20 protein-coding genes are annotated in these 26,819 nt (G+C 37.6%); 5 read left to right on the forward strand and 15 right to left on the reverse strand.

Going from position 1 to position 26,819, the window contains the following annotated elements; all coding sequences use genetic code 11:
- Window positions 1-2: 2 nt before the first annotated feature.
- Window positions 3-2,705, reverse strand: a complete 2,703-nt coding sequence (locus JYB62_RS04915) for a right-handed parallel beta-helix repeat-containing protein (RefSeq protein WP_205644299.1) — start codon at window positions 2,703-2,705, stop codon at window positions 3-5.
- A gap of 3,025 nt (window positions 2,706-5,730) precedes the next feature.
- On the opposite strand from JYB62_RS04915, the gene JYB62_RS04920 reads away from it, so the two are divergent.
- Window positions 5,731-6,129 carry a heme-binding domain-containing protein gene (locus tag JYB62_RS04920; RefSeq protein ID WP_205644300.1) on the forward strand — a complete coding sequence of 133 codons (399 nt, stop codon included), beginning with the start codon at window positions 5,731-5,733 and terminating at the stop codon, window positions 6,127-6,129.
- Window positions 6,130-6,600, forward strand: coding sequence for a heme-binding domain-containing protein (locus JYB62_RS04925; protein ID WP_205644301.1), 471 nt, complete (start codon window positions 6,130-6,132; stop codon window positions 6,598-6,600).
- Window positions 6,601-6,758: 158 nt separating this feature from the next.
- Here the strand turns inward: JYB62_RS04925 and JYB62_RS04930 are convergent, their stop codons facing one another.
- The 6 genes from JYB62_RS04930 to JYB62_RS04955 all read right to left on the reverse strand — a co-directional run bounded on the left by JYB62_RS04930 (window position 6,759) and on the right by JYB62_RS04955 (window position 14,302).
- The gene (locus JYB62_RS04930) at window positions 6,759-8,927 is read right to left on the reverse strand and encodes a S9 family peptidase (protein ID WP_205644302.1); all 2,169 of its coding nucleotides are present in this window, start codon (window positions 8,925-8,927) and stop codon (window positions 6,759-6,761) included.
- A 169-nt stretch (window positions 8,928-9,096) separates the two neighbouring features.
- A complete protein-coding gene (locus JYB62_RS04935) occupies window positions 9,097-9,318 on the reverse strand; it encodes a hypothetical protein (RefSeq protein ID WP_205644303.1) in 222 nt (73 codons plus the stop codon).
- A 167-nt stretch (window positions 9,319-9,485) separates the two neighbouring features.
- Entirely contained in the window at window positions 9,486-10,460 is a 975-nt protein-coding gene (locus JYB62_RS04940) for a hypothetical protein (protein WP_205644304.1), read from the reverse strand.
- Window positions 10,461-10,678: 218 nt separating this feature from the next.
- Window positions 10,679-11,581, reverse strand: a complete 903-nt coding sequence (locus JYB62_RS04945) for a pirin family protein (protein ID WP_205644305.1) — start codon at window positions 11,579-11,581, stop codon at window positions 10,679-10,681.
- A gap of 100 nt (window positions 11,582-11,681) precedes the next feature.
- Window positions 11,682-13,280 (reverse strand): ATP-dependent DNA ligase, encoded by a 1,599-nt coding sequence (locus tag JYB62_RS04950; protein WP_205644306.1) that lies wholly within the window; start codon window positions 13,278-13,280, stop codon window positions 11,682-11,684.
- Window positions 13,277-14,302: a ligase-associated DNA damage response exonuclease gene (locus JYB62_RS04955; protein WP_205644307.1), complete on the reverse strand. Its 1,026-nt coding sequence runs from the start codon at window positions 14,300-14,302 to the stop codon at window positions 13,277-13,279. The genes JYB62_RS04950 and JYB62_RS04955 overlap by 4 nt, the downstream gene beginning before the upstream one ends.
- A 292-nt stretch (window positions 14,303-14,594) precedes the next feature.
- Here JYB62_RS04955 and JYB62_RS04960 point away from each other — a divergent pair, with 292 nt between their 5' ends.
- Genes JYB62_RS04960 through JYB62_RS04970 form a run of 3 tightly spaced genes read left to right on the forward strand, consistent with a single transcriptional unit; the run spans window position 14,595 to window position 17,532 of the window.
- The gene (locus JYB62_RS04960; RefSeq protein WP_205644308.1) at window positions 14,595-15,026 is read left to right on the forward strand and encodes a (4Fe-4S)-binding protein; all 432 of its coding nucleotides are present in this window, start codon (window positions 14,595-14,597) and stop codon (window positions 15,024-15,026) included.
- A gap of 11 nt (window positions 15,027-15,037) precedes the next feature.
- Entirely contained in the window at window positions 15,038-15,613 is a 576-nt protein-coding gene (gene kefF / locus JYB62_RS04965; RefSeq protein ID WP_205644309.1) for a glutathione-regulated potassium-efflux system oxidoreductase KefF, read from the forward strand.
- Window positions 15,610-17,532: a monovalent cation:proton antiporter-2 (CPA2) family protein gene (locus JYB62_RS04970; protein WP_205644310.1), complete on the forward strand. Its 1,923-nt coding sequence runs from the start codon at window positions 15,610-15,612 to the stop codon at window positions 17,530-17,532. The genes kefF and JYB62_RS04970 overlap by 4 nt, the downstream gene beginning before the upstream one ends.
- Before the next feature lie 280 nt (window positions 17,533-17,812).
- Here the strand turns inward: JYB62_RS04970 and JYB62_RS04975 are convergent, their stop codons facing one another.
- The 8 genes from JYB62_RS04975 to JYB62_RS05010 form a co-directional block, all read right to left on the reverse strand.
- Window positions 17,813-18,850, reverse strand: a complete 1,038-nt coding sequence (locus JYB62_RS04975; RefSeq protein WP_205644311.1) for a PCMD domain-containing protein — start codon at window positions 18,848-18,850, stop codon at window positions 17,813-17,815.
- A 35-nt stretch (window positions 18,851-18,885) separates the two neighbouring features.
- Window positions 18,886-19,638 (reverse strand): hypothetical protein, encoded by a 753-nt coding sequence (locus JYB62_RS04980; RefSeq protein WP_205644312.1) that lies wholly within the window; start codon window positions 19,636-19,638, stop codon window positions 18,886-18,888.
- Between the two features lie 280 nt (window positions 19,639-19,918).
- On the reverse strand, window positions 19,919-21,175 hold the full coding sequence (locus JYB62_RS04985) for a DcaP family trimeric outer membrane transporter (protein WP_205644313.1): 1,257 nt from the start codon (window positions 21,173-21,175) through the stop codon (window positions 19,919-19,921).
- A gap of 268 nt (window positions 21,176-21,443) precedes the next feature.
- Window positions 21,444-21,758: a DUF5335 family protein gene (locus tag JYB62_RS04990; protein WP_205644314.1), complete on the reverse strand. Its 315-nt coding sequence runs from the start codon at window positions 21,756-21,758 to the stop codon at window positions 21,444-21,446.
- 43 nt (window positions 21,759-21,801) lie between these two features.
- On the reverse strand, window positions 21,802-22,335 hold the full coding sequence (locus tag JYB62_RS04995; RefSeq protein ID WP_205644315.1) for an HdeD family acid-resistance protein: 534 nt from the start codon (window positions 22,333-22,335) through the stop codon (window positions 21,802-21,804).
- A 113-nt stretch (window positions 22,336-22,448) separates the two neighbouring features.
- A complete protein-coding gene (locus tag JYB62_RS05000) occupies window positions 22,449-23,378 on the reverse strand; it encodes a hypothetical protein (RefSeq protein ID WP_205644316.1) in 930 nt (309 codons plus the stop codon).
- A 166-nt stretch (window positions 23,379-23,544) separates the two neighbouring features.
- The gene (locus JYB62_RS05005; RefSeq protein WP_205644317.1) at window positions 23,545-25,155 is read right to left on the reverse strand and encodes an amidohydrolase family protein; all 1,611 of its coding nucleotides are present in this window, start codon (window positions 25,153-25,155) and stop codon (window positions 23,545-23,547) included.
- Window positions 25,156-25,178: 23 nt separating this feature from the next.
- Entirely contained in the window at window positions 25,179-26,810 is a 1,632-nt protein-coding gene (locus JYB62_RS05010; protein ID WP_205644318.1) for an amidohydrolase family protein, read from the reverse strand.
- Window positions 26,811-26,819: the final 9 nt, after the last annotated feature.

Consider the following 26,819-nt stretch of genomic DNA (forward strand, 5'->3'; position numbering starts at 1 on the left):
CGTTAGCTTCCAGCAGTAATGGTAGACCAATCATAGGTATAAGGAGCAGTAGCTACTGTGGAAATCAGCTGTCCATTGCTATAAAACTCCACACTTTTGATTTCTCCCTCCGGATCTTGAGCATTGGCCACTAACTGAACTTGATCTGTTCCCAATGTAAAAACTTGACCATTAGTAGGTTTAGTTAGAATTACATTTGGAGCCTCATTTATATTTTCAGGTAAATCAGTAGAAACCTTTGCAAGTAAAACCGAACCAAAGGCGGGGATTGATACCGAACCAGAAAACTTCTCATTCTTTGCATCCACATACGTTCCATCCAAAGGAACCTGAACTATAGATTCACTATAGTTGTATTCGAAAAAGATTTGCTGCTCCTTATTAATTGAAGTAGTCTTTACTTTTGAAATTTTGAGATTGTCCAAATAAACATCAATGGCATTGCTAGGAATTCTCAAGACTAAACTCTCATTTGACCTGGAGGCTAATGAAGAAAGCAGGACTTGGTAAGTAATAGCTTCCGTTTTAGTAGCTACTATTTTATTCCCGGCTCCTTTGTCTAGGTTATAGGTACCTTCCAAAAACAGCTCAATAGGTGTATCTGCCTTTGGGCTTTTCAAATCAAATTCAATCAAGGTTTCATCTCCCACTTGAATTTGACCAAACTGAATATAAACAGTAGCTTGATTAGTAGAATTAGGATTGATCACATAAGAATTTCCACTAATTCCATTTGATACAATTTTACCAGTAGCAGAATAAATACCTGCAATAGCAGAAGCATCATTGAACTCACTTTGCTTTACTAGATTAGAAGAAGTGACTTCATAGGTAGGAAGATTTATTTCCGGCTTTATGGAATTAGAATCATGTCCAAAATTTGAACTCCAGTTTTTTAAGTTTCTATCTACTCCTTTACTTCCCTCACTTGCAGTTTTGGTATGGATAAAAAAGTCAATGTTATAGGGATCTAGAAAATAATTGGAGTTGATGGTTCCTACAGAAGTAATGTCGTCAAGATCCGAATAAACGGCATAAACTTGTTCAGATTGCTCAATGGAAGAGAATTTATTATTTGAAATGCTCACATTTCGTATAGGGTCCCCTAAAAAATCATGGGTAAATTGAACTTGGCTTTTAGCTCTATAAAAAAGGTTATTGGTAATCTCTATATTATTTGCATTATGCAAAAATATCCCTTTCCCGCTTACGAAAGCTACTGTATTGTTTGCTACTTTGATCCCAGCACTATTGTCATCTAAATAGATTCCTTCTGCTAACTCGACTTCTTCCAGAGTCCCTAATTTGCTGCCTTTCCCATTTAGAATGATATTGCCGACGATTTCCCTTCCTATATTATTCCTATCTCGAAAACCATCCGAGTTGGTATAAATCCCGCCTCCATCTTGCTTGAATACACAGAAATCATTAATAAAATTGTTTTTTACCACAGTATAATTCCCTCCGAAGTGGATTCCATTGTACCCTACATGATCTATGGTATTCTTTTCAATCAAGGCATTGTTGCCATCGCTTCCCAAGTAAATGCCAATTCCATTTAAGTCACTGCTTCTTCCCATACCCTGAAACTGCATGGTATTGGTGATCACATTGTTTCTGATAATAGCTCCTGGCGACCCATAAAGGATATAAATCCCGTTGTTTAGTGAAGCGTTAATCCTATTATTTTGAATGATAAAATTTGGAATTGAGTTGGAGTTGATTCCATTTTCACCTGCATATTCCATGACACAATTTTCGATGGTTACATGATCACTGTTTGAAACATGTATCAAATTGGTATTAGCACCTTTTAAATGAAGGTTGGAAAAAGTTAAATTTGTGGTATACTGTTGGTTGGTAATTAAATAGTCTTTTGTGGCAATAGCTATTTCAACGGATGGCAAAGAATATCCTGAAAGATTAACAGTTAATTTTTTGGTGCTTGGATCATAAGACCACTCCCCAGGTTGATCTAGTAAAGAAATGTGATTTTGCAAGAAATACCCATGGCCTGCCTTTGCATCATAGACACTCTCATTAGTAGAAAAAGAAATGGAGGTTCCACTGATAGAACTGATTTGATGTCTGTCGATAATCCAATTATTTTTTCGAATCACCACTTCACCAGTAGAGCCGCTATAGGGGTTACTTCCCTGAGTAGTGATAAAATTACTTCCACTGCTGGAAGCAATGGTGGCATATCCCCCATTACTAGACCCCGCATTAGGGTATCTTCCGATTTCTTGTATTTCCCCATTCAACAACAAGATTTGTATTCTTGACAAATTGTATGCACTCAAATCTGCTTGGTAATTTCCATTACCAATTGAATTCAACTGATCAATTTTAACCAGGGAAGTAATAATCGGTTTTGGACCAGTTCCATAAGAAGTAAATTGTATAGGAGCACCTGAAGAACCCGATTTAATGATATGGATCGTTCCATAAAATGTTTCTCCTGACTTAAATAAAATCCTGTCTCCTCCCTTTAAGTTAGAACCAAAAGAATTCAACTTATCAATTGATTGCCAAGGTGTAGAAGGATTTTGAGCTTCCGTAGCAGATCTACTATCATCTCCAGATAAAGAAGAGAAATAATAATCGGTAGCGAAACCAGAATTGGTCAATACCGCAACTAAAACTATTGAGAGGAAAATCCCAATTAGTTTTGATTTCGAAGGAATTAGGCTGGTGTAAAGCATTGTTATTAGCTATTGAAATAGAATAAGACTTATACTTTCGCTGCCCTCCCTTATTTAGAATCATGAATTCTTAACCTTTTTCGAGCCAAAATAACCTGATGAGTCATCTTGGAATTAGACAAAACGCTCCCATGAGATAGTTTATATTTAAATACAAACTAAATCCTTAAATGATTGGGCATAGAAATCCTGTGAGGGAAAATTTCCCAATTAGTTACTTGATGTCTTAAATGATTTGTTTACTCTGTTTGGCTAAGTTTTAATGAAACATTTTATAAGGGTGATATATGGGCAATATTTATTTAATTCAATAATTAAGTTCATAATAAGGTTGTCTAACCTTTTTTTTGATCATCAAAGCTTGAAAGATATTTAGAAGGCCAGATCGATGGGTGACATCAAATTTGATCTAAATCAAAACATTACTATATATCTCGTATCAATACTTAAGCAATAGAAATGAATGAAATTTCAAACTCTTACAATATTTAATATGTATTTTGTAAGTATAAATCAGTAATTAAATTTCCAACAATTAACCACTAAATTGACTTTACTTGCATAATAACCTCACAATATTAAAACACTTGATAATCAGACGCAAGTATCATTGATGAAAAAATTATATAAGACTTATATACAAAAATTATATAAAATATTTTTTACTATTTAAATGTCATTTGTCACTTAAAAAAATGCCATTTGTAACAAATTTTTGTAGAAAAACATTTTAAAAAAATTTTCAAAAGATTTTAATTTTTTTTCATTTTTTGATGATTAGACCCCTGATTTTCAGGCTAAAATGGAATTCCATGCTCAAAACGCCTCAAAAATTGACTTCAAATTTCACCATTTTTAAAGTCCGTTCATCAAAATATTTCAATTATGGATTTTAAAATAGTTGACTAGTATGAAGTATGACCTGGAAGTAATTAAATAATCCAATATAGAATAATCAATTTTAGGTATATAGAAATAAAATAAAATGATCCTATTTAATTGTATTATTATAGATATTAATATTATTTAAATACAATTTTTTTGCTTAATTTAGCTCTAAATTACAACAGATCACTTTCAGGTATATCTAGAATTACTTCACAGGTGCATGAAAGCTGAAGCAATTGAACTTGGACCTAATTAAAATCCATGAAAAAAGAGTCTTAAATCTCCATCTAGAAATTTTCATAATTAGATTAAAATTTTAACAAGTCAAAAAATCCACCGTCTAATTAGTTAATCTATTTTATTAAATCATTTATTTTTTTAGTAATTACCTATATTCTAGAACCTATAACCTAATCTCATAATTCAATAAAGACACCCTCTACTTTACTAATCCATATTTATATTTATTATTATTTACTTGTATAAACAATTAATACAATATAATTATAACCTATTTGTTTAATATTTAAAAAAATAACAAAACCAATATAGATAGTAAAATAATATACTTTCATAAAATCTAAGAAAGTACAATTTATCATGTATCTAAATATTAATAAATAGCTTTAATTTTAAATGTATGCACACATAAAATAAATGGAAAAATCAGATTTTAGACAAATACTAAATTATTTTAAAATACTTTCAAAAATAAAACACAAAAAGACTATTCCCTTTCCCTTAATGACCTAGAAAAAAAATCAAGCTCCTCCAAAAAGCATGTTTATACACTGATTTACAGCATTTTAAACTATTTTTCTCAATTATTCCTATCCAACTCTTCCTTACAAGTCGTTCTATATTTTTTAAAATAAAGGGTTGTTTTTCAAAAAATAGAATGAAATTGGTAAAAAATAGCCTATTGAATTTTATCTAAAAAAAATACTATTTTAATTTTCGAACAGAATATTATTTCTCACATAAGTAATGGAATCATATGGTGGAGAATGAACAAAAAATTCAAGGTCTTATAGAAATATGAGATGACAGCTAGCTTTCTATTTAACCCTCATACTATTGTTTAATCTATACAAGTTTTATCTTAAAAAAAATCACCATCCTGTCACTATCTACAATACGACAATAACATTAAATAGAAGATTCATATATTACTTACCCTTTATAATTCCATCTTCATCTTTATCCCCCACTCTCTCAGAAAGTTTCCAGAAGTCTCTCCTTTTCAAAACAGTTTTCTTTAAAAAATGGGATCAATTGGTGGAAAACATGAATAACATCAAGCAGCAAAATAGATGGCAAAATCAAGATTTAAGTTGTCCCGATAACTCTCTATATTCCATTTTTATACCCAGGGAGCTACCCTAACCAAAAACCTCTAAAAGAGTGAATTAAGCTTCATTCTTCCCTAATTTCAGGGGTCGATAAAAGCATTGGCATTTGAGGATGAAATTGAGCCCTTGAAAAAATCAAGCATTTTTTAAAGCAATATGGACCGGAATCGGAAATTATTGGAATCGCAAAATCTGTAAAAAACGCTATTCCCTTAGTTCAAACCTTAGGTAAGCGGGCTGACCATTTATTGGTAGATGTGCATTTAGTGGATGAGGGGGGCGTTTCAATCCTTGGATCAGGTTAGATTTTTAAACCTGTCATCTTCATCACCGAACATAGCCAATATTCTTTAGAAGCCTTTCAGGCTAATGGAATTGATTATCTAGTCAAACTTTTCCGAAATATTTCTTTTGCAGCGAGCCTAGATAAGTTAAACAGTTAAAAAACACTTCCAATCAAAACTGACTGAACCTGGAAATTTGGAAAGAGCTTTCCAAACCAAGGTATTAAAAAAGCTTTTTGGTGAAAAAAAGCGAGCGCATTCTTATCGCTTTCACTTCAGCTATAAACTTTTCTTTGCGGAAGGAAGAAACACTTACCTGATCAGGGAAGATCGTAGAAAGTTAAGTGGCTTGGTGGTCCCATTGAGAATAAATAATTACCTATATAAAATTATTTAAAAAATACTTTTTACAATTTTTTCTATCTTTTATCTTGTCAATACAACCCTAATGTATCTTTTTGACGTATTAACACAAAACAATCATTTATTAACCCCTTTACTATGAAAAAATCATCTTTACTCCTTAGTGCAGCATTTGCTGTAGGGCTCCTATTTTTCCAAGCCATCCAAAAACCCACCATTGAAACCCACGATGAATTAAGTATGGATGGCCCTAAGTTGCCTGCTAATGTCAAGGCAGTAGTAGAATCCAAATGCTATGGATGTCACAATGCAGAAGCAAAAAATGAAAAAAGTAAGAAAAAGTTAGACTGGGATGAGTTTGAAGCCTCTAAAAAGTCAAAACAATTAGCTACCATGTCTAAAATAAACGAAGTACTGACTGAAGATGCGATGCCTCCAAAAAAATTTCTAGAGAACAAGCCCGAGGGGAAATTAACAGAAGAGGAAAAAGCTATTTTATTGGAGTGGAGTGCCGGAAAAAAGAAAAAGGGAGAATAAATGAAGCTTTGGCATAAGCTATTACTAGGATTGGCAATTATTCTTATTGCCATTCAATTTATTCCAAGTGATCTTCCTCCTATTACTACTGAAAATCCAGCTGATCTAATGGGTTCAGGCCTTGTAGATGGTGAGGTAGCCACTCTTTTAAAGACCGCATGTTACGATTGTCATAGTAATACCCCAGATTATCCCTGGTATTCATACGTAGCTCCAAGTTCTTGGTTAGTTGCCAAAGATACGCGGGAAGGTAGAGAAGAAGTCAATTTCTCCAATTGGGAAAAAATTGAAATGATGGATCAATTGGCAATTTTGGATGACATCATTTCAGAGGTAGAAGAAGAACATATGCCTCTGCCTATTTATTTAACTTTGCATTCTGAAGCAAAACTAGATGCATCCCAACGACAATTAATTATGGATTGGGCAGAAGCAGCCATGGACATTGTTGTAGAGGATGAGGAAGAATAAGTTTTGAATCAATGTCAAATGATTATTAAAAAGGGTTTGCTTTAAGTGAACCCTTATTTATTTAATTCCAATTCTTATTTCCGGTAGCTTTAAATGAATTGCAATAAAAAAGCCCTCTAATCTATCAAATAGAGGGCTTTTCTGTAGTTTATTACATCTTAATTTGGATGGGTTACGTAGCGCTCAAAAAACTCTACGATCCTTCCAATTCGATCAAATCGATGGTTGATTTCTCCAGATCTTGACAATTCATGTCCTTCCCTAGGATATCGGATATACTCTACTGGCTTATCCATAATCTTCAAGCTCTTATATAGCAATTCAGATTGACGGACACCTGTTCTAAGGTCGTTATCTCCATGGAAAATCAACAAAGGAGTTTCAATGTTCTGAACATAAGTTTGAGGGCTATTATAGTCCAAAATTTCTTTGGCGCCTTCTTCCCAAGGATAACCAAAATAATTTGGAACTAACCTCCAAGCATTTCCTTCACCCATAAAGAATGTCAATTCGTAGACGCCCCTTTGGGTCACTGCAGCTTTGAACCGGTGATCATGTCCAACGATCCAAGCAGTCAAATAACCAGCATAAGATCCACCCGTTAATACCAGTTGATCTTCATCGATCCATTCGTATTCTTCTCCTGCTTTATCCAATGCAGTCAAAACATCTTTGGCAGGTCCATCCCCCCAATCCTGGTAATTTCCTTTTTGGAATTCTTTTCCATAACCACCACTTCCACGTGGATTGGCATACACGATTCCATATCCCCTTCCAGCCAATACTTGAAACTCGTGCCACATGCTTGACTCTCCTGGTCCCCACATGGCAGTAGGTCCACCATGCATTTCTAATAGCGTAGGATACTTCATTCCTTCCTTTAACCCATAAGGAGGCATCACCCAGTAATCCACTTCAAAACCATCTTGCTTAAACTGATGCGCTATTGGTTGGGAAACCCAACGATCGGACAACCAAGTTTCATTAAATTGGGTGAGCTGTTGTGCACTTTTACCGTTGAGGTCAGCCTTATACAACTCATTTGGATTTGAAACCTGTGTCAAAGAATACACCAATTGATTGCCTTGGATATCGTAATCTCCTACCCCAACTGGTCCAGTTATGATTGGGCTTACTTTACCATTGCCTACCTCAGCCTTATATAAGGTTACCCCACCTTCATTGGGCCCTGCAAAGTAAATTGACTGACTATCATCAGACCATTTAGCTCCTCCAACTCTTCGGTCTAAAGATTCCGTAAACCATCTGATCCCTGATCCATCTGGCTTTGCCACTCCCAAGAGGCTTTGGTTGAAATTTCGATCTTCATCTGTTTTTTGCCCAGAAATCAATATCCATTTACCATCCGGAGAAAAAGTTGCTCCGGTATATCGATAATCATCCGAACCAATCAATTTACTTACAGCATGATCTGCAAGGTTAATTTTATAAATAGATGAATTCAATTCCCGATTCAAGTCTGGATGCTGATCACTTTCAACGCTGGTTGTCAAGATATAGCTTCCATCGGGTGCCCACTCTGCACCACCGAAACTTTGATAACCCGAAGTCAAAATTTCAGAAGTTCCTGTTTCCAAATCATATACTCCCAAGTGTCGGAAACTAATATCTGTGGACAATCCCCGCTCTCCTAAGAAATTGAGCCGATCAATAACCCTGGGATCATTTTTAGCAGCATTTTTTGCCAACCAAGCTCTAAGCTCTTCAACAGAGCCATCCATGTTGGGTTTCAGCTCTTCCTTTGCTTTACCTGCATTGATAGCTTCATAGTTAGGCTCATCCCCATAGCTTCTACCTGGCCTTGGATTCTCCCAAGGAGGTGTTCCTTCCATAGCCCAAAGAGGAACAGAAAATGAAAACAGAATTTTCTTCCCGTCTGGAGACCAAACTGGAGAAGAAGCCCCCTCTTTTTCATCGGTCAACACTTGAGACTCTCCACCATCCATTGGTAAAATCCATATTTGGGATTTTCCTTCCCAAGACTTAGTGAATGCCAATTTCTTCCCATCTGGTGAAAGGGTAAAATTACTAATCTCATAAGTAGGACTATTCAACACTTTCGTCAACTCAGGATGATTCAAATTCATTAAAATCAATTGACGTTTATAGTCAAATTTCCCGTCCTTTTCGGCCTCCATGTAATTTTTAACAAAGACCACCTGCTTTCCATCGGGCGTGATTTCAGGGTTGGAGACAGTGACGATGTGGGTTAGATCGCTAAGCTGAATAGGCTTTTTATCTTGTGCCTGTACGGCAAAGACGCTGATCATTAAAATGGATAATATTATCCAATTCCTATAGTTCATAAAGTTTAGGGTTAGATGGTCAATAATTCATACTGCTCAATGACCTTAACCTAGTAAATCATTTTAATGATCTAAAATAAAATTCATCTATCGGAAGATAATTTTGTCAACGATTCTTTTAAGGAGGTTGAATGGCGGTTCTATCCAAACCATATAATACCCCATCAATTCATTCTAAAACCTTGTTTTCTTTACCAAGGGAGTGCAGTTTGGTACCACTTCTCAAAATCAAATAACCACCTGCCACCCCTAATGCAATCCTTAAGGCCACATTTCCTTTTATCAATGCAAGAGATAAAACATAGGTACCTGCTAATAAAGAGGTAAGGCCTTCAGAATAATCTGTAACTCTTTTTATTCCTTGAACAAGACTGTTGGTTTCATCTTTCATAACTATTTCATTTAAATCACCTTTATTAATACAAAGCCCATGCTAAAGCAATTTGGCTAATACGCGTGGGTTGAAGAGGGGGGTCATGAACAATTAACTTCCCAATGATACCAATCAGCGTAAATCTTACCACAATGTGAGCAATGTTAAATTTTGCCTTAATTCAATCAAGGTGTGAGTTCAAAAGTTTTAAGTAAATTTCTATTAGATGCATCTGGAACTTCTGAAATCAAAGCATATTTACCAGGTTCTAGCGTAACTTTAAAATAACCGGTACTCCCTGTAGGCATATCATTTACTCCACCTAGAAACGTGAAGCCTTCGGGAACAGGATCAATTAGACCATCCAAGTTTAACCAATTCATCCAGGTTTCAATCGCTTCCAAATCTCCAGAATCGTCTATTCTAACCAAATTCACATCATGACCCTGAAAGTGCTCATATTTCTTCTGATCTATAAAATTTACTTGAAATGTATAGGTACCGGCTTTTTCAGGACTTTCAAATACAATTCCATTTTCACTTGAAATATCAATTGTGAAATCTGCTGTTGGCTCCTCTAAAGGGGACTTCTCCTCAGAGACAATTAATGTTTTATACATTCCCATGTTGGTATGGAACATGCCATCTTTCATTTTCACATAACACTCCATGATATAATATCCTGGCTCAAGTTTAAGAGTAGTTTCTGAAGTCATTCCCGGTGAAGTCAGTCCAACCCCTCCTGGCCAGGTGGTACCCGCAAACCATGCTGGAATTTTACCAAATGCCTCCATGGCTTCTTCGTTCTTTCCTTCATACATCTTCTTTATTCCTTCTCCGAAAGGAGGCAATAACTCATCCCTGAATTCATCAACCGTAATACTATCAAGTGGATCGTCGATTAGAATAAAATGAGGTTGAGGTGAACGGTTTTGGTATCTCCAAGTAACCCATCCGGAAGGAATGGTGTCCACCGCTTGAAAATCCATGTTCAGAGTTACAATATCCAAACTGCTTGCAGGCACTTCTTCCTCTGTTTCTATGGCTTCTTCTTTGGGTTCGGTCCCACAAGAAGAAAGCAAAATGATACTCGTAAAAAGGCTAAAAAAGATGTTTTTTGCCAGAATCTTTGGGAATAATTCAAATTGTGTGTTCATCATAAAATCTTTTATTGAGTGATAAAAATTACTTTAAAAAGAAAAAAGACAGCTATCTTAACTATCTAATGATGAATAAAATACAATATTTATGATAGAAATTCAATTAAGTATACACTTTCTTGTTGTTTAAATTTAATTCTCTCAAAACCACAAAAATTAGTTTCACCCCCATCAACTACTTTTCCTATTATCCTAAAAGCTTTTCTCCCACTTTTCTTTTATTTCGATTTAAATGGAGATTCTGGAAGTGGCACAAAATCCTTGTCATCACCCGGAATTTTTGGAAAAGCCTCTAGGTTCTGCGCTTTCCAATTTTCCTTGGCTTTTTCCAACACCCCTTTATCCGAGCTAACGAAATTCCAAAACATAAATCGTTCCTCAGGAAAAGGCTCTCCTCCAAAAAGGTAAATGACTGTTTCCCCATTGGTCTCAAACTCACATAAGGATGGGTTTTTGGCGATCAGCAATTGCTTAGTACCATAATCATTTCCTTCTACCTTGACAGATCCAGACAATACATACATTCCTACTTCACCAAAAAGCCTTTCCCCGATCGCAATTTTTTGGGCACTTTTCGTTTTGATCTCTAAAAAATACAAGGGACTATGTACCTGAACAGGAGATTTTTTACCATTGATTTCGCCAGCAATCAACTTAAATTCAATTCCATTTTCTTCCCAAACGGGTATCTCCGATTTGTCATAGTGAAAAAAAGATGGTTCTTCCATTTCTTTCTCTTTTGGTAATCCTATCCAAATTTGAAATCCATGTAAAAATTTATCCTGTTTCCTTAAATATTCGGGGGTCCTTTCAGAATGTACCACTCCTTTTCCTGCAGTCATCCAGTTCACCTCTCCTGGTTTGATTTCTACCCCATTTCCTAAACTATCATTATGAAAAATCGCTCCATCAAAGAGATAGGTCAAGGTAGAAATTCCTATGTGCGGATGTGGAGCCACATCAACATTTTGATATTCTTTCAGACAAGCAGGGCCCATGTGATCAATAAAAACAAAGGGGCCAACCGCTCTTTTTTCCCGAAAAGGCAAAAGTCTCCCCACTATAAAATTTCCGATGTTGGCGGCTCTTTCTTCTACTATTAATCCTATTGGTGATTGCATATGTGATAGTTAAAGGTTTGGGCACAAAATCTACCTATTCCAATCCTTCCAAGGATTCAAATAGATTAAAAAGAATTTTAAAACTAAGCAACAATCCAGATTATTTAGGAATCAACGCTTTCAAATCTTCCAAAGTATTGGCGTCAACGATTGATTTGTCTTTTCTCCATCTTACTATTCTGGGAAAACGTACCGCTACCCCACTTTTATGCCTATTAGAAAACGTGATTCCCTCAAAGGCCAATTCAAAAACCAAGGTGGGTTCCACACTTCTTACCGGACCAAATCTTTCCAAGGTAGTTTTCTTGATAATGGCATCCACTTGAGCAAATTCCTTATCTGTCAACCCGGAATAGGCTTTTGCAAAAGTCACAAGTTCTTGCTTTCCATCTGAATTTGTTTCCCAAAGTCCAAAGGTGTAATCTGTAAAAAGATTGGTTCTCCTACCGTGACCACGCATCGCATAGGTCAACACCGCATCAATGGTTAAAGGATCTGTTTTCCATTTCCACCAATCCCCTTTCTTCCTCCCGACTCGATACGGTGAATCATTCCGCTTCAGCATCAGGCCTTCACTTCGCTTTTCTCTGGCTAAACCCCGTTCAATACTTACTTCTGACCAGGAATTAAATTGCATCCGTTCCGAAAGTTGTAGCACTGGATGTGAAATCGATTGGAGCATGGATTCTAATTTATATCTTCGCTGCAGGTAATTCTGCTCTCTGATATCCAGTCCATTAATTTCCAGGAGGTCATATGTACGGAAAACCACTGGCACCTTCTCGAGCAAACTTTTACTTACTATTTTTCTTCCTATTCTAGTCTGAAGATCATTAAAAGTCCCAATCTCCCCATCAATAAAAGGTAAGATCTCCCCATCCAACACGGTACCATCAGGTAAAAAGTCAACCAATTCCAACATCTCCGGATACTTATCGGACACCAATTCATCTCCTCTCGTCCAAATAAAGAGCTCACTTTTCCTACAAATTAGCTGGCCTCTAATCCCATCCCATTTATGTTCTGCGGACCATTCAGAAACCTCCCCCAACTCATATAGTTCAGATTCCAAAGCATAGGCCAAGTAAAAAGGATAAGGCTTGGATACATAGGCCTGCTCATTCCTTCCAAAGATCAACTCCTCAAAGCTGGTAGTGGCAGGACTCCAATTCCCCATCAACCGGTAGGCAAGTTCATCTTCCGGAACCTCGGTCACCTGGGAAAGTGCTTTGGTCATCAATTTTTGACTGATTCCGATTCTGAATCCACCTGTAAGCAACTTGGTAAATACAAAGCGGGAATAATAATCCAATTGCAACCACATCTCTTGCACATAGTTCTTTTTCTCTTCCTCTGATTTAGGTTTTAAAAGAATTAATTCTTCTAGAATACCTGCCAAAGATTTTTGGCTTTTCATCTCATTATTGGGAATAACCAAAGCGATTGCTTCAGCTAAATCACCAACGATATGGTAGCTGTCCTCAAACAGCCATAATGGGATTTCTGCAAGCTCTGCTGCATACTGCCTTAACAAGGTGGTATTGACAGGTCGAGGAGGTCGACGATGAGAAAGAACGGCAATGGTCCAGATTTTATCGGATTCGGAGGCCCGCTCAAAATACGCTGCCAATGCAGCTACTTTTCTGTTGGTTTTGGTGGTAGCATCCAACTCCTCGATCAGTTCAGCAAATTTCTTCATGATACTTCCTGATGTATTGAATTTGAACTTTCATCCACTTCTCCTTCATAATTAGTATTTTCCACACTGGCATCGTATCCAATTTCACGAAGATACTTGCTAAAAATATCTGTATAGCCATGGGTACAAATCACCCGCTCTGCTCCACTCGATTTGATACTTTTGAGTAGGCCTTGCCAATCACAATGATCTGAGATCACAAACCCTTTATCTGTTGATCTCCTTCGTCTTGCTCCTCTAAAAGCCATCCATCCACTGCAGGTTCCTGTTTCGTAAGGAACCAGCTTCCGCATCCAAGGCGATCCATGAGCACTGGGCGGAGCAACCACTATTCCCCCCTGAATATCCTTGCCTTTGGTTTCTCGGGTAATCAGATTTGTCGGAGGAAGTTGAATCTGAGTTCTGAGTACTTCCGTCATATTCTCGATTGCCCCATGAGTAAAAATCTTGCCAATGGATGGATCTAAATACTTAAGAATCCTCTGAGCTTTCCCCAAACTATACCCAAAAAGCACAGAAGTCTTTCCTTCTTCTTTATTTCCTAGCCACCATTTATTGATTTCCTCAAAGACCTGAACTTGAGGTTTCCACTTGAAGGCAGGAATACCAAATGTACATTCTGTGATCATCGTCTGACATTTGATAGGTTCATAAGGTACTGCCACCCCATCATCTTCATCCTTGTAATCACCTGTAAATACCCAAACCTCTCCTTTATATTCCACTCTTACTTGGGAAGAGCCAATGATATGCCCTGCAGGATGAAGACTGAATGTCACTCCATTTACCTGAAATGGTTCATTCCAGGCCACCCCCTGAACGGGGATTTCTCCAAGCCGATGTTTTAGAATGGGAATATTTGAATGATGAGTTAGGTAACTTTTATGTCCAAATCGAGCATGATCCGAATGTCCATGTGTAATGATGGCTTGATTCACTGGCCTCCAAGGATCTAAATAAACCTTTGCTTTGGGGCAATAAATGCCTTTGGAATTGAAAACAAGAAGGTCTGATTGTTTCATGAATCGGTGGTATTCAAAATTATAAAAGGGGATTTCTACCCTCGATTTCATTGTCCATAGGATTGCTATCCATATTTTTTAACCTTAAAATGAAGAATTAGTTTGGTGAAAGAAAGCCCAAAAGGTTTTGAATTCTGGTCAATTCAAGATCTTCTTATAAGATTATCCTATCAAGGGTATCAAAAAAGCCTATATTCTCAACTTTGATCACGTTTTTCCTTTCAATTCTGAACTAGACCACCCCATTCTTTCTTATCTTGTTTTAAAGTACAAGTCCAAAAAAAACAAGCATATGGCTGAACCTATCAAAAAAGAATACACTAATGGAGAGGTAACCATTACTTGGGAACCTCATAAATGCATTCATTCAAAAAAATGTATTACAGGATTGCCCGAAGTTTTTGATTTTGAAAGAAGACCTTGGATTCTTGCAGAAGGTGGGAATACTGAACGAATTGTAAAACAAATTGACACCTGTCCTAGCGGGGCTTTGGGCTATTATTTCAAAGAAGGAGTCAAAAAAAATTCGGAAGAATCCACTAAAGAACAAATTGTAGAAGTCACTCCAAACGGCCCTTTGATGGTGTATGGAAACCTTCAAGTGAAATTGCCCAACGGTGAAACCAAACAAGAACATAAGGTTACTGCTTTTTGTAGGTGTGGAGGAAGTCAGAACAAACCATTTTGTGATGGGACACATAAGAAAATTAATTTTCAAGGATAAGATCATTCACCATGCGTAAAATCCTTGTTCTATTTGCTCATCCGAAATACGAACATTCTGAAGTCAACCAAGTATTGCTCAATTCTATCAGCCATTTGGAAAATGTAGAAATAAGGGATCTTTATGAGCTCTATCCAGACTTTAATGTTTCTATACAGGCCGAACAAGAAGCCCTTTTTCAAGCAGAAGTAATTATTTGGCATCACCCAATCTATTGGTATTCATGTCCTCCCTTATTAAAACAGTGGATTGATATTGTACTGGAATTTGGGTGGGCATATGGTCCAGGCGGAATTTATCTCAAGAATAAGCTGATTATGAATGCCATTACCACTGGTGGTTCTGATCATGCTTACTCTTCAGAGGGTAGAAATCAACATCCTATTGAGGATTTCTTACTCCCCTTCGAACAAACTGCCAAGTTATGCCTGCTCCAGTATTTAGCACCATTCCATGTATCTGGCACACATCAAATAACCAACGAACAACTCTCACTAAAAGGCAAAGAATATCATGATTTGGTTCTACATCTCAGAGATGCTCCTAGCATAAATCGTCCATTTCGATCTAAACAATTGAACTCATGAGTGGATTTTTTGCAAATGCTGTTGTCTATATTTTAGCTGCTATTGTCTGTGTACCCATTGCAAAAAGGTTAGGAATGGGATCGGTATTGGGCTATTTATTGGCAGGAATCATCATAGGCCCTTATTTATTAGGGTTCATTACCAATGAAGGCCAAGGTCAAGACATCATGCATGCTACTGAATTTGGAGTAGTCATGATGTTATTTCTAATTGGTTTGGAATTAGAACCTAAAATGCTCTGGAGAATCAAAGACCTGATTCTGAGGATTGGCTTATCTCAAATTCTATTAACCTCATTGATCGTATTTGGTATTGGAATTTTAGTTCAGATTCCTTGGCAGGCTGCGTTAGCAATTAGTCTTTCCATGGCTTTGTCTTCCACTGCAATTGTACTTCAATCCCTCAAAGAAAAAAACCAAATGAATCAGCCTTTGGGGAAAATGTCTTTTGGGGTATTGCTCATGCAAGACATTGCGGTGATTCCAATATTGGCTATCCTGCCCTTGCTGGTAGTGCAAGGAGCTCAATTAGTCGAAACAGACCCTGAACAAATGCATGGATTGATCGATCAGCTTCCTGGTTGGGCACAAACCCTATCCATCTTTGGGGCTATAGGGATTGTCATTCTGCTTGGGAGGTATGGTTTTGGACCTTTATTGAATTTTGTAGCGAAAACCAGGTTAAGGGAATTGTTCACTGCCTCGGCTTTATTGATCGTCGTGGGAATTTCTTTTTTAATGGAATTGGTTGGATTGAGCCCTGCCTTGGGTGCATTTCTAGCAGGTGTCATTTTGGCCAACTCCCCTTATAGACATGCACTTGAGTCTGACCTTGAACCGTTCAAAGGATTGCTATTGGGACTATTTTTTATGGCTGTAGGTTCAACGATTAACTTTACGCTTATTTTCAATGAAGCAAGTACCATCTTTTCAATCACTTTTGGGATCATCCTGATCAAAGCACTTATTTTATTAATACTAGGAAAGATCAAGAAGCTGAAACTATCATCCAATCTTAGCTTTGCCATCGGCTTATCTCAGGTAGGAGAATTTTCTTTTGTTACCTATGCATTTGCCTTGCAATTGGGGATTTTTTCTCAATCCATGTCTGACACGCTTATGGCAGTGACGGCATTGAGTATGACCATTTCCCCTATTCTAATGGTTATTCTTGACCTCACTATCCTTCCGAAATTGGATAGGAATGAAGAGAAAAAAGAGCAAAAAATGGATGATGTACATGAAAAAAACAAAGTACTATTAATTGGCTTTGGACACTTTGGTTCTACGGTGGGAAGATTTCTAAGAGCAAGTGGAGTGGAAGCCACTATCTTGGATTCAGACCCAGAACGCGTAGAATATCTCAGAAAATTGGGATTCAAGGTGTATTTTGGGGATGGTACAAGGGCAGAATTATTAGAGTCAGCAGGGGCACATGAAGCGAGTATCTTGATATCTGCAATAGATGACAGGGAAATCAGTAAAGTCTTGGTTGAGATTTGTAAAGAAGAATTCCCTCACCTAGAGGTAATGATTCGGGCCAAGAATAGAATGGATGCTTTTGAATTAATGGATATGGGTGTTGAAAACATTTACAGAGAAAATCTGGACACCTCTATCAAAATGGGCGAAGACGCCCTGAAAAAACTAGGCTTTCGAGCTCATACCGTTCATCGTTTAGCCAAACAATTTCATGATTATGATGAAGCTTCGCTCAAGGTATTGGTTAATTTCAAACACAACAGAGATGAATACATCAGCAAAACTAAGCAGCAAATTGAAATCCAGGAAAGTCTGATTTCAGGAGAGCTCTCCCGTAAATTCTCAGTCAATGACCATACCTGGGACAGTGAATCTATTAAGGAAGCCGTGAAGTCTGAAATAGGAAATACGAAAGGGGAAGAACGAAACAGGAAGTAAGAAGTACGAGATTCGAAATACAATAGAAACATTGGCGCTTATCGCGCCTGAAATAAGATAGAAATAAATAGCTATGCCAGCAGATAAGTTAAGATAGCCTAAAGGCAGAATAGGTAATTGAAATATATCGAATTACTCTTGAAATAAACCTCCCTTCGGTCGGTGGAATAGTATCTCCATATATTTCGCCGACGGATTATTTCAGGAGCGAAGCGAACCTAACTCACGCCTGCCTGCCAAACGTACTAGGCATAGTTCAGCGAAGCTATTTTTAATTAACTTATTCGTAAATCATTACCACGTCATCTAGGATCAATTCACTACCTATTGCTCCGGCAAATTCAGCCCCGGCAAAACTAGAAGAGGCAACGAAAGTAATATGAGTGGGAAGAATAAAGGCAACAGAGTCAGGGCTGACATAATTCTGATCCTTAGGTTTCATATAATCAGGAAAGGAATCGTCTAATTCTCCATAAACAAAATCTATGGTCACGGTCACCAAATCACTTTGCTCTTCCTTACTTCTCAACCATGCTGTAGCTAATCTCTCTGTAGTCCCTCCACTTCGTACCTCCAAATAGGCATAAATATCCATCATATCGGAGTAAGGCAAGAGGTTTCCTTCTTTATCTTTATTTTCACTTCCTGGGATATAGCTATATGTGAATTGTATTTTTGTTGGCCTTCCTGCAAATGGCATCCCAAACTCAATAGCTGCTTCAGGATCTTTAGGATCCAAATTATCCGGATTAAATACCCCAGTAAAAATCGAGCCCGCCGCGATCGGAGCACCAAATGTCCCCCCTAAAAACCCATTATTTAGTGTAATCATTTGAGCGGCAAGATTATCATTACCCCGATCATATGGAATAGTAGCTAATTTATTTAAAATGAATGTTCCCTGATTTCCGGTTCCCCATATCGTATTGTCCTTACTTTCCCCTGGTTCAAAATAATCAGAATTAGTTTTATACCATAAGTTAAAATCCCCATTGGAAAGTTGAGGAGTAGCTGAAGCTACCTCTGCTTGGATAACCCAAGTATATAAGCTACCATCTTCGGCTTCTATATTTATTTCTAAGTCTTCTTCTAAGTCTAAAACATCTCCTACTGCAACATCTGCCGTGGCAAAAGAAGATAATTCCAATTTTTGAAGTTTGATTTCATTTAGATTCACTCCACCGGGTATTTCTACAGTCACCGTTTTTTCTACAACATTAATTAATGCTTGACTGGCTTGGTTACTCACTTCAAAAGCTTTGATATTGCCATAACTGGAATACCCAAAAAAATCCTCCTTCACACAAGATGTTAGCATAAAAAGAAAGAGAAATAAATAGCAGTATTTCATTTTCATTGGCTAAATCTTTTTGCTCCAATATAATAGGCCAATCCTATATTCAAAGACAACAAATTGATGTTGAAATCTACCGATTGTTTTACCCTTTTGGACTCTTGATTGCTTGCACCATCCTTACCTTTAGATACATTAAGCTCGTACCCGAGCACATCTAATTGAACTTCAAAAGCAAAGGCTTCCATTACAAAAAAGGTGACACCTGGACTGATACCTACCCTAAAATTAAAATCTTTTGAATATTCCTTACTGACTACATCTACATTGGATGTTCTCCGAGTCAAAGTCGTACTATTTCCAAAATTCACCCCCATTTCCGTAAAAAAACTAAGACGTTCATTTTTAGTCAAGGGAACAGTAGATCGGAAATTGGGAGTAAAAGAATAGCCTCTTGTGATGGAATTGGAAGCAACCGTATCGGGTTCTCTATAAATATTTCCAATAAACTTATTTTGAAAGTAATTCACACTTAAACCTACCTTCGCATAATTGTTGATATAATATCCTCCTTTGAGTATGATGTTATAATCAAGACGGTCCCCGTCAATAACATTCTGAATCAAATAATCCGTATTCTCCTCGTATCTATCAGTTAGGTTAAATCTTAACCCAATGTAAATATTACGTTTCTTAAATGGCTTGAAATCCTCCTCATAATAACTGGAAAGAAGTTCATAGGGAGTATAATTACGATCAGTGCTATCAGTTTGCGCAATGGCATCAAAACTGATTGAGTTAACCAATAGCATAAAAAATAAAAAATATACTAACCTATTCCTTTTAGTCATAAAACAGAAAAGTGATCTCGTAAAACACCTACAATGAAGGTGGAACAAATTACAAACTTATTTGTTCTGGCAAAATCAAAGTTTCCCTCTTTTTTAAAAAGAGTATTTTACTTTCGACTGAATTCTATATGTTTGATCGGTTGCTAGGTCAATAGTTTAAGCCTTTCTCTAATTAAATTTCAATTAGACAGATAGAATTTTGGTAATTAAACAATCTTTTATGGAATCAATTTTTTCAGTATCAAAATTCAAACTTGGCCATAAATTGAACTCGTTCTGCATTTCCAAATGCATCATTGGAAGTCCGTTGTGCTCCCCAGATATATTCAGCACCAATAGAAAATCTCTCATCGAAATGACGGACAAGGTTTAAGTGTCCGACACCTCCTCTTTTTAGGGCAAATGGTGCTCTCGAATCAGGTGCATCCAGCCATCCATAAGCATAATTGAAATTGGACTCCAAGCCTTCTGCCCATCTGTGCATAAACCCAAGCATGATGGATTTAGCAGGTATGGCATCTAATTTCCCTTCTGCATTTAATACCGCATTGGCATTACTTCCAATAAATGCAATGATGTTTTCTCCACTTGCATTACCCAAACTAACATTATAAGTGAAGTAGTTATTTTTCCCAATATATTGCCTTCCCGCTATTACCGCATCGATTTGAAGGACTTGATCTTTAGGGCCAGTAGTGCCTCCCTCCCATCGTAATTGGGCCATACTAGAACCAAGGAACAACACTCCCGTTTTCCAGCGGTAGTCCATTTTCAATGCTAATAGCGGTAGCTTTATGTTTGCCTGACCATCAAAATTATTTGAATTCTCTATACCTAAAGCTCCTAAATACTCTAGACCTGCAGCTATTTTGATTTTTTCGCTTACTTGTTTTTGATATCTAACTTGTACAGACCGTCCACCAAAAAGAGCATCGCCGGCTGCAAAGTCAATCATAAAGGCCATTGATTCCAAAAATGAAAGGGTAGTCCAGGTTTGACCAATGATAAAATCTCCAGCAGCAAGATAGGCATGCCTGATTCGAAACCGTTGATCTGTATTGAAAAAATCGCCTTCAAAGAATAATTGGATCGGAATTTTATCCGTAGCAAACCGCCTAATATCAATATTAACCCGGGTTTCTTTCACCAAGGCGTATAAGTACCCATCATTGCCGTAAGCAGCTTCTCCCTCCACAGGAATGGAGGACATTAGGAATTGGCTTTTGTCCCTCGTTCCGTCAAAATCATACAGCATATCTGCCTTTAGATACCCTCCAATTTTCATTCTTAAGTCTGTACCAAACATTGGCCACGAACCAAGAAAATCATCACTGGTCAGTCTTTCAGCCGCTGTTTTCAGAATATCTTCCTTGAGATCTGAATCCGGTATCACTAACTGGTTGTTAATTGTATCATTCGTATTCTTTCCCTGGGCAAAAACATGAAAAGACAATAAATTGAAGAAAAGAATTCCAAGAAGGAATGAATTGTTTTTCATAACAATTGATTTTTAATCACTTGGGTCAATTTTTTAAACTAATTATTTTTAAATATTACTGAGAATGATTGTCAATACTAACTCATTTTTCATGTTAATTACCTTGGGAATATATCCCTCAAATAATCAACCTGGCTTCATGTCAACTGGAGATTTCATTTACCTTTTACTTTTTATCCTTTAACGTCTCCCAAAAGTTGAAATAGAAACCCAACGTAAAACTCACGTTCTGCCCAAAGTGGATGAAAACTTCTTAAAATCAATAAACTTATTCATTTTCAAACCTCAAGCGTGAAATTCTATTTTTATGACTTGTTATTTCAATAGCAGTAAGTTTCCCATTTCTATCTTCTTCTATAAAAAGGTCATCAACACTAGTAATTGAATGCTGATCATCCTCTAAAGAAATGAAGATGTCATTTCCTTTACCCTCAGAATCAAAGCTGATTTCTTTAAATTTTTCCTTCAATACCAATTCTTCACCTACCGCTTTTATTGACGAAAGACGTTCAAAATTACCTGAGGTAATTGACTGAAATCTTGATTGCCATTCCTCTTTAGGGACTTTTTTCCGGATATCCATGGTAATTCTAATTTAGTTCTTACTAATAGTTGAATGTGTATTATTAAGATTTTGGTTTTAGGCCAAAGCCCTCAATTATGCTAAATACACCAATAATTAATAAACCAAAGCCCATCCAAGAAGTGACTGTAAGGACTCCCATTAACATATTAAATGAAATAGAGTAGCCAAAAATGGAGATAATAATACCCCCAATCATCATCAATCCCCAGTTAGGAACTCCTGATTTTTTTGCTCCAAAAGAATCCACAAAGAGAAAGATACCTCTAACCATTAACCATATACCTATTACGAAAGGAATAGTAGATGCAGAAATAAGTGGATTTGAAAGAAAAATAATTCCGAAGATCAGATCCAGGATTCCTCCTACCAGTATCCATCCCCACTTGGGAGCCAATTTACTTATGGTAAAAGAACCTATAATTTCCATTATCCCCGTGAATAAAAAACTTATTCCTATATAGATGGCCAACCCAAGCAATGTATCTAGAGGGTGTCTGAACACGAAAAAAGCAAGAATGATAAAAACTATTCCTTTTAAGACTCCTAGCCACCAATATTTATTAGAAAACTCCATTGTATATTAATTTTTGATTTGTTTATAAAAATTGAGCTCCTTGCCCAATTCAAAGAATGGTTAAACTAAGATGCTATTCTCTCATTTGTTAAACTCCTAGAAATTAAGGGTTTTTACCAAGGTAGAGGTACAATCCTTCCTATTTGAAATCTAATTTGATGTTGTGGCCCAAAATTTTCAGGGCTTACCGCGTAATACCAATACTGAATCGAGAACTTCAGAGGATTTTTGCCTGCTTTAATCGTTTTAGACAATCCTGTACCTATGGGAACAGATATTTTATTTCCTTTGGAGGCTTTATGATTAATTGTAAAAGTTGGTTGAGCCTGAATTTGCCATGCTTTTTTCAAATTAATGGTATAAAAATATTGGCCCGAAGTAATATTTAATCGATAGTCCTGTCCAGTTTCATTGTCTGGGTAATAGATATCATTTAAAAACATAAAATCTTCAGGTGTTTGTATCCCATCATGATCTGCCGCAGAATTTTTATTTAAACTCCAAGATTGGGTAAGTAGTACTCCAAACATCCCCCAAGAAGTGTTTTTGCCTAAAAACATTTCAGGTCCAAGCATCCACCTTCCTGTACCGAGCTGTTTATTGGTAGCTGTTGGGGCGCTACCTACAATTCCCAATAAAGTAATCCATTTACTTTCCCAGGTAATTCCATAAGCTAGATCAAATCCTATATCACCCAGATCAACACCTTGCTTTTCAAATTCTCCTGATTCATTAATAGTCGGTTGAGATATGATTATTGGAATAAGTGGTCTAAAGAAAATATTTTGACCAGGCTTTACCACATAGGGTAAACTTGGCTGGAAACTAACTTTAAATGCATTTTGAGAATTAGCCCCATTTAAATCTCCCCCATAATTGATAAAATCAATGGGAAGTCCAAGTAACCCAATAGATGCATTTGGATTGGCCAATTTTTTAGCCACTTCTTCCATGCTTTCCTCTCCTTCATCTTGGCCATATACATTGATACTCAATACTGTCAATAAGACTAAAGAAGTAATTATTTGTATAATATTTTTCATAACAGTTTATTGTTTTAATTGTAGTTTTAATTATTTCCTTCTTACTGAGAATAATAAATATTCATGATAGTTTTATTTAAATACCTCGCGATTTCAAAGTACAAAGGGGGTAATGAAAATTAAATTATCCTTCTACTCGTTTTTGGTAAAACATTTATTCTAAAGCTTATTTTACAATCTTGTTTCTTATCGGCTGACCAGGATATACTCCTTCCAATACCTTTGAATCTTTTACGACGATGGTACCATTCACTAGGACATAAGGTATACCAGTAGAAGGTAAGCCTCCTTTTGCCATAGTCGCATGATCAGTTACTGTATCTGGATTGAAAATGGTGATATCAGCATCTTTTCCTTCTTGAACACGACCCTTATTTGCCATTTGTGCAACCCCATTTTCCTGTAAAAATTTGGCTTGCATAAAGCTCATTTTTGATATGGCCAACATCAATGGCATCAGATTCTTCTCTCGAACCAATCGTAAAGCTTTAGCATGAGAGCCCGCACCTCGAGGATGACCTTGAGTAGATTCAAATGGAGTAGACCAATCAAGAGCTAACTCCCCAGTTTCCGAGATAGACAAAGGCGCTGCATCAGATTCAATCATGGTTCTTGGATCAGCTAATGCACTAAGCATAATTTCTTCCTCCACACCTCCAAAGATGACAGACGCGCCCGGCTGTGTTTTCAACAACTCCTCATAACGTTCTTTGGTTAGTGGCTTCATGGTAGCTACTTCAATGATATCCTCATAACTTCTCCCCATATTCCTTTGATAATTATCTGGGGCCAAATAATCTGCACCTGCAACAGTGGCTCCTTGCCAATAAGGGTAAATGGCAGCAACTGTTTTTAATCCATTCGTTTTAGCTGCGTCCAGAAGGTCAATAGCTGTAGGTGTATAATTCAAGGCTTGCTGATGAATATGACTCACATACAATCCTCCACCATAGGCTGCCACGCTTGCCAGCATTTCTTGGGTTCCAAGGATACCAGTACTTGGTGGCATTTGACTGGAGAACCTTCCATGAAGTACGGTACTTAGACCATGCTCTCCCATTAACCTTTGCCACATGATCGTTTCGCGGCTAGTCGTACCCCGGGTCATATAACCAGGCACTGCACCTAGACCTAGAGCCCCTTGCTCAATTCCTTCTTTAAGCATTGATTCCAATTCATTGATCTGCTCAGGAGATGGAAGAAATTCCGTCAAAGTCATATTGAAACCACTTCTATTATGAGGGTCAAACGCATCCAAAAGAATCGAAGCGGTATTTGACTTGTAATCCGGGTTTGCCAGTATTTCTCTCACCGCTGCTGCAGATACTGCAGCCCCATAATTAGTTTGGGATTTACCCTCCAATTTGGCATACCATGCATCTACGGGATATGCGCCCGCTTCCATGTCCAGGGGGGTAGTCACCCCATCCCGCAAACTTAGTTTTTGCCCAAACGGGAAGTCCGAAATATGCGAATGAATATCAATAAATCCAGGGGCCACCACATGTCCTGTGGCATCGATGGTTTCTTTTCCGGCAATAGCCTCCTCTGTAATCAGCGCAATTTTGCCGTCCAGAACACCTACATTTTGGACCCCGTCGAAATTCGTTTCAGGATCCATGACGCGGCCATTCAAGATGACTAAATCAAATTCCGTATCGGATGGAACCGCCGATCCTGCCGTCGTATCACTGGCCTTTTCACCACACGCGGTAAAGAGCGCCATAAACATCAGACACAGGATACTCGTCACAGTTAGGCCATTTGCCTTTTTCATGTTATTGAATGTTTTATAAACCATTATTGTTTTACCAGGTCATTTTTAATGGCCTTACCAGGATAAACACCCTCCAAGACTTTTGAATCTTTGACTACTATCGTACCATTTACTACCACATAGGGTATACCGGTTGAAGGCAAAGCCCCTTGCTTAAAAGTAGAATTATCCGTCACGGTTTCCGGGTTGAAGATGGTGATATCGGCATCTTTTCCTATTTGTAACCGGCCTTTCTGGGACATGGATTTTACTCCATTTTCTTCCAACCATTTTGCTTGCATGATGGTCATTTTTGAAATGGCCAGCATCAGAGGCATCAGCTTTTTCTCGCGTACAAGTTTCAACACCTTTGCATGAGTTCCTGCAGCCCGGGGGTGACCTGATACAGACTCAAAAGGCAGGTCAAAATCCATAGCTGACTTTCCTGAGGCAGGAATTACCAAGGGTGGTGCATCACTACCTATCACAGTTCTTGGGTCGGCTAAAGCACTGAGCATGCCTTCTTCTGAGATCCCCCCAAAAATAACCTGATCTTGTGGGCTCGTTCTAATCATTTCCTCATAACGCTCTTTCGTTAATGGCTGCATGTTTGAAATCTCGAAAAGATCGCCGTAATCACGACCCATGTTCTTCTGATAGGTTTCAGGCTTTAAATAATCAGCTGACACAATGGTTTGACCCTGATAATAAGGATAGATCTCCGCGAGTACCTTCATTCCTTTGTTTTGGGCATCTTCGATCAGATCCAAAACAGCAGGTGTGAGATCAAGGGTTTGCTGATGGACATGATGAACATATAAACCACCTCCATAGATGCCTACACTGGCCAGGAACTCCTGAGTCCCTAGGATACCGGAAGTCGGAGGCATTTGGCTGGAGAACCGGCCATGAATGTAAACAGCCAGGCCATACTTTCCGGCTACCTGTTGCCACATGATCGTTTCTTGACTTTTCGTTCCATTGGTCATGTAGCCTGGTAATCCACCAATCCCAAGGCCACCCTGTTCGACCCCCTCTATAAACATTTGCCTCATTTGATCCAACTGTTCTGGAGTTGCCAATAGAGTCGCAAACTGAAGATCAGGATTACTTTCCGTATCGGCATTCGTGATATCCATTACGAAGGAACCTGAATTGGTATCGTAATTTGGATTGGCAATCTTCTCTCGAATTCCTGCTGTTGAAACGGTGGCGCCGTAGTTGGTTTGTGAACTTCCTTCCAAGGCGTTATACCACATATCAATAGGATAACCGCCAGCTTCCATCTCCAAAGGAGTTGTAACACCATCGCGAAGAGCTATCCTTTGACCAAACGGAGTATTTGCAATATGATTATGGAAATCAATAAATCCCGGAGCTACCACATGTCCTGTGGCATCAATAGTTTCCTTTCCTGAAATAGACTCCTCTGTAATCAGTGCAATTTTGCCATCCAAAACACCGACATTCCGTACCTCGTCGAAATTCGTTTCAGGATCCATGACGCGGCCATTCAAGATGACTAAATCAAATTCCGTGTTGGATGGAACTGCTGATTCTAAATTCGTATCGCTGCCCTTTTCTGCGCAGCTTATCAATAAAGTTGAACTCAAAAGACAAAGGAAGAATAACCTTGAAAGATCTTTTGTGTAACTTAATTTATTTCGTCTATTCATAAGAATTAA

The organism is Algoriphagus lutimaris, from assembly GCF_017051705.1.
Lineage (GTDB): Bacteria > Bacteroidota > Bacteroidia > Cytophagales > Cyclobacteriaceae > Algoriphagus > Algoriphagus lutimaris.

Excerpts from the sequence above, each read along its gene's own strand:
- JYB62_RS04915 (WP_205644299.1), bottom strand. The coding sequence starts at position 2,705 with ATGCTTTACACCAGCCTAATTCCTTCGAAATCAAAACTAATTGGGATT.
- JYB62_RS04920 (WP_205644300.1), top strand. The coding sequence starts at position 5,731 with ATGAAAAAATCATCTTTACTCCTTAGTGCAGCATTTGCTGTAGGGCTC.
- JYB62_RS04925 (WP_205644301.1), top strand. The coding sequence starts at position 6,130 with ATGAAGCTTTGGCATAAGCTATTACTAGGATTGGCAATTATTCTTATT.
- JYB62_RS04930 (WP_205644302.1), bottom strand. The coding sequence starts at position 8,927 with ATGAACTATAGGAATTGGATAATATTATCCATTTTAATGATCAGCGTC.
- JYB62_RS04935 (WP_205644303.1), bottom strand. The coding sequence starts at position 9,318 with ATGAAAGATGAAACCAACAGTCTTGTTCAAGGAATAAAAAGAGTTACA.
- JYB62_RS04940 (WP_205644304.1), bottom strand. The coding sequence starts at position 10,460 with ATGATGAACACACAATTTGAATTATTCCCAAAGATTCTGGCAAAAAAC.
- JYB62_RS04945 (WP_205644305.1), bottom strand. The coding sequence starts at position 11,581 with ATGCAATCACCAATAGGATTAATAGTAGAAGAAAGAGCCGCCAACATC.
- JYB62_RS04950 (WP_205644306.1), bottom strand. The coding sequence starts at position 13,280 with ATGAAGAAATTTGCTGAACTGATCGAGGAGTTGGATGCTACCACCAAA.
- JYB62_RS04955 (WP_205644307.1), bottom strand. The coding sequence starts at position 14,302 with ATGAAACAATCAGACCTTCTTGTTTTCAATTCCAAAGGCATTTATTGC.
- JYB62_RS04960 (WP_205644308.1), top strand. The coding sequence starts at position 14,595 with ATGGCTGAACCTATCAAAAAAGAATACACTAATGGAGAGGTAACCATT.
- kefF (WP_205644309.1), top strand. The coding sequence starts at position 15,038 with ATGCGTAAAATCCTTGTTCTATTTGCTCATCCGAAATACGAACATTCT.
- JYB62_RS04970 (WP_205644310.1), top strand. The coding sequence starts at position 15,610 with ATGAGTGGATTTTTTGCAAATGCTGTTGTCTATATTTTAGCTGCTATT.
- JYB62_RS04975 (WP_205644311.1), bottom strand. The coding sequence starts at position 18,850 with ATGCTAACATCTTGTGTGAAGGAGGATTTTTTTGGGTATTCCAGTTAT.
- JYB62_RS04980 (WP_205644312.1), bottom strand. The coding sequence starts at position 19,638 with ATGCTATTGGTTAACTCAATCAGTTTTGATGCCATTGCGCAAACTGAT.
- JYB62_RS04985 (WP_205644313.1), bottom strand. The coding sequence starts at position 21,175 with ATGAAAAACAATTCATTCCTTCTTGGAATTCTTTTCTTCAATTTATTG.
- JYB62_RS04990 (WP_205644314.1), bottom strand. The coding sequence starts at position 21,758 with ATGGATATCCGGAAAAAAGTCCCTAAAGAGGAATGGCAATCAAGATTT.
- JYB62_RS04995 (WP_205644315.1), bottom strand. The coding sequence starts at position 22,335 with ATGGAGTTTTCTAATAAATATTGGTGGCTAGGAGTCTTAAAAGGAATA.
- JYB62_RS05000 (WP_205644316.1), bottom strand. The coding sequence starts at position 23,378 with ATGAAAAATATTATACAAATAATTACTTCTTTAGTCTTATTGACAGTA.
- JYB62_RS05005 (WP_205644317.1), bottom strand. The coding sequence starts at position 25,155 with ATGAAAAAGGCAAATGGCCTAACTGTGACGAGTATCCTGTGTCTGATG.
- JYB62_RS05010 (WP_205644318.1), bottom strand. The coding sequence starts at position 26,810 with ATGAATAGACGAAATAAATTAAGTTACACAAAAGATCTTTCAAGGTTA.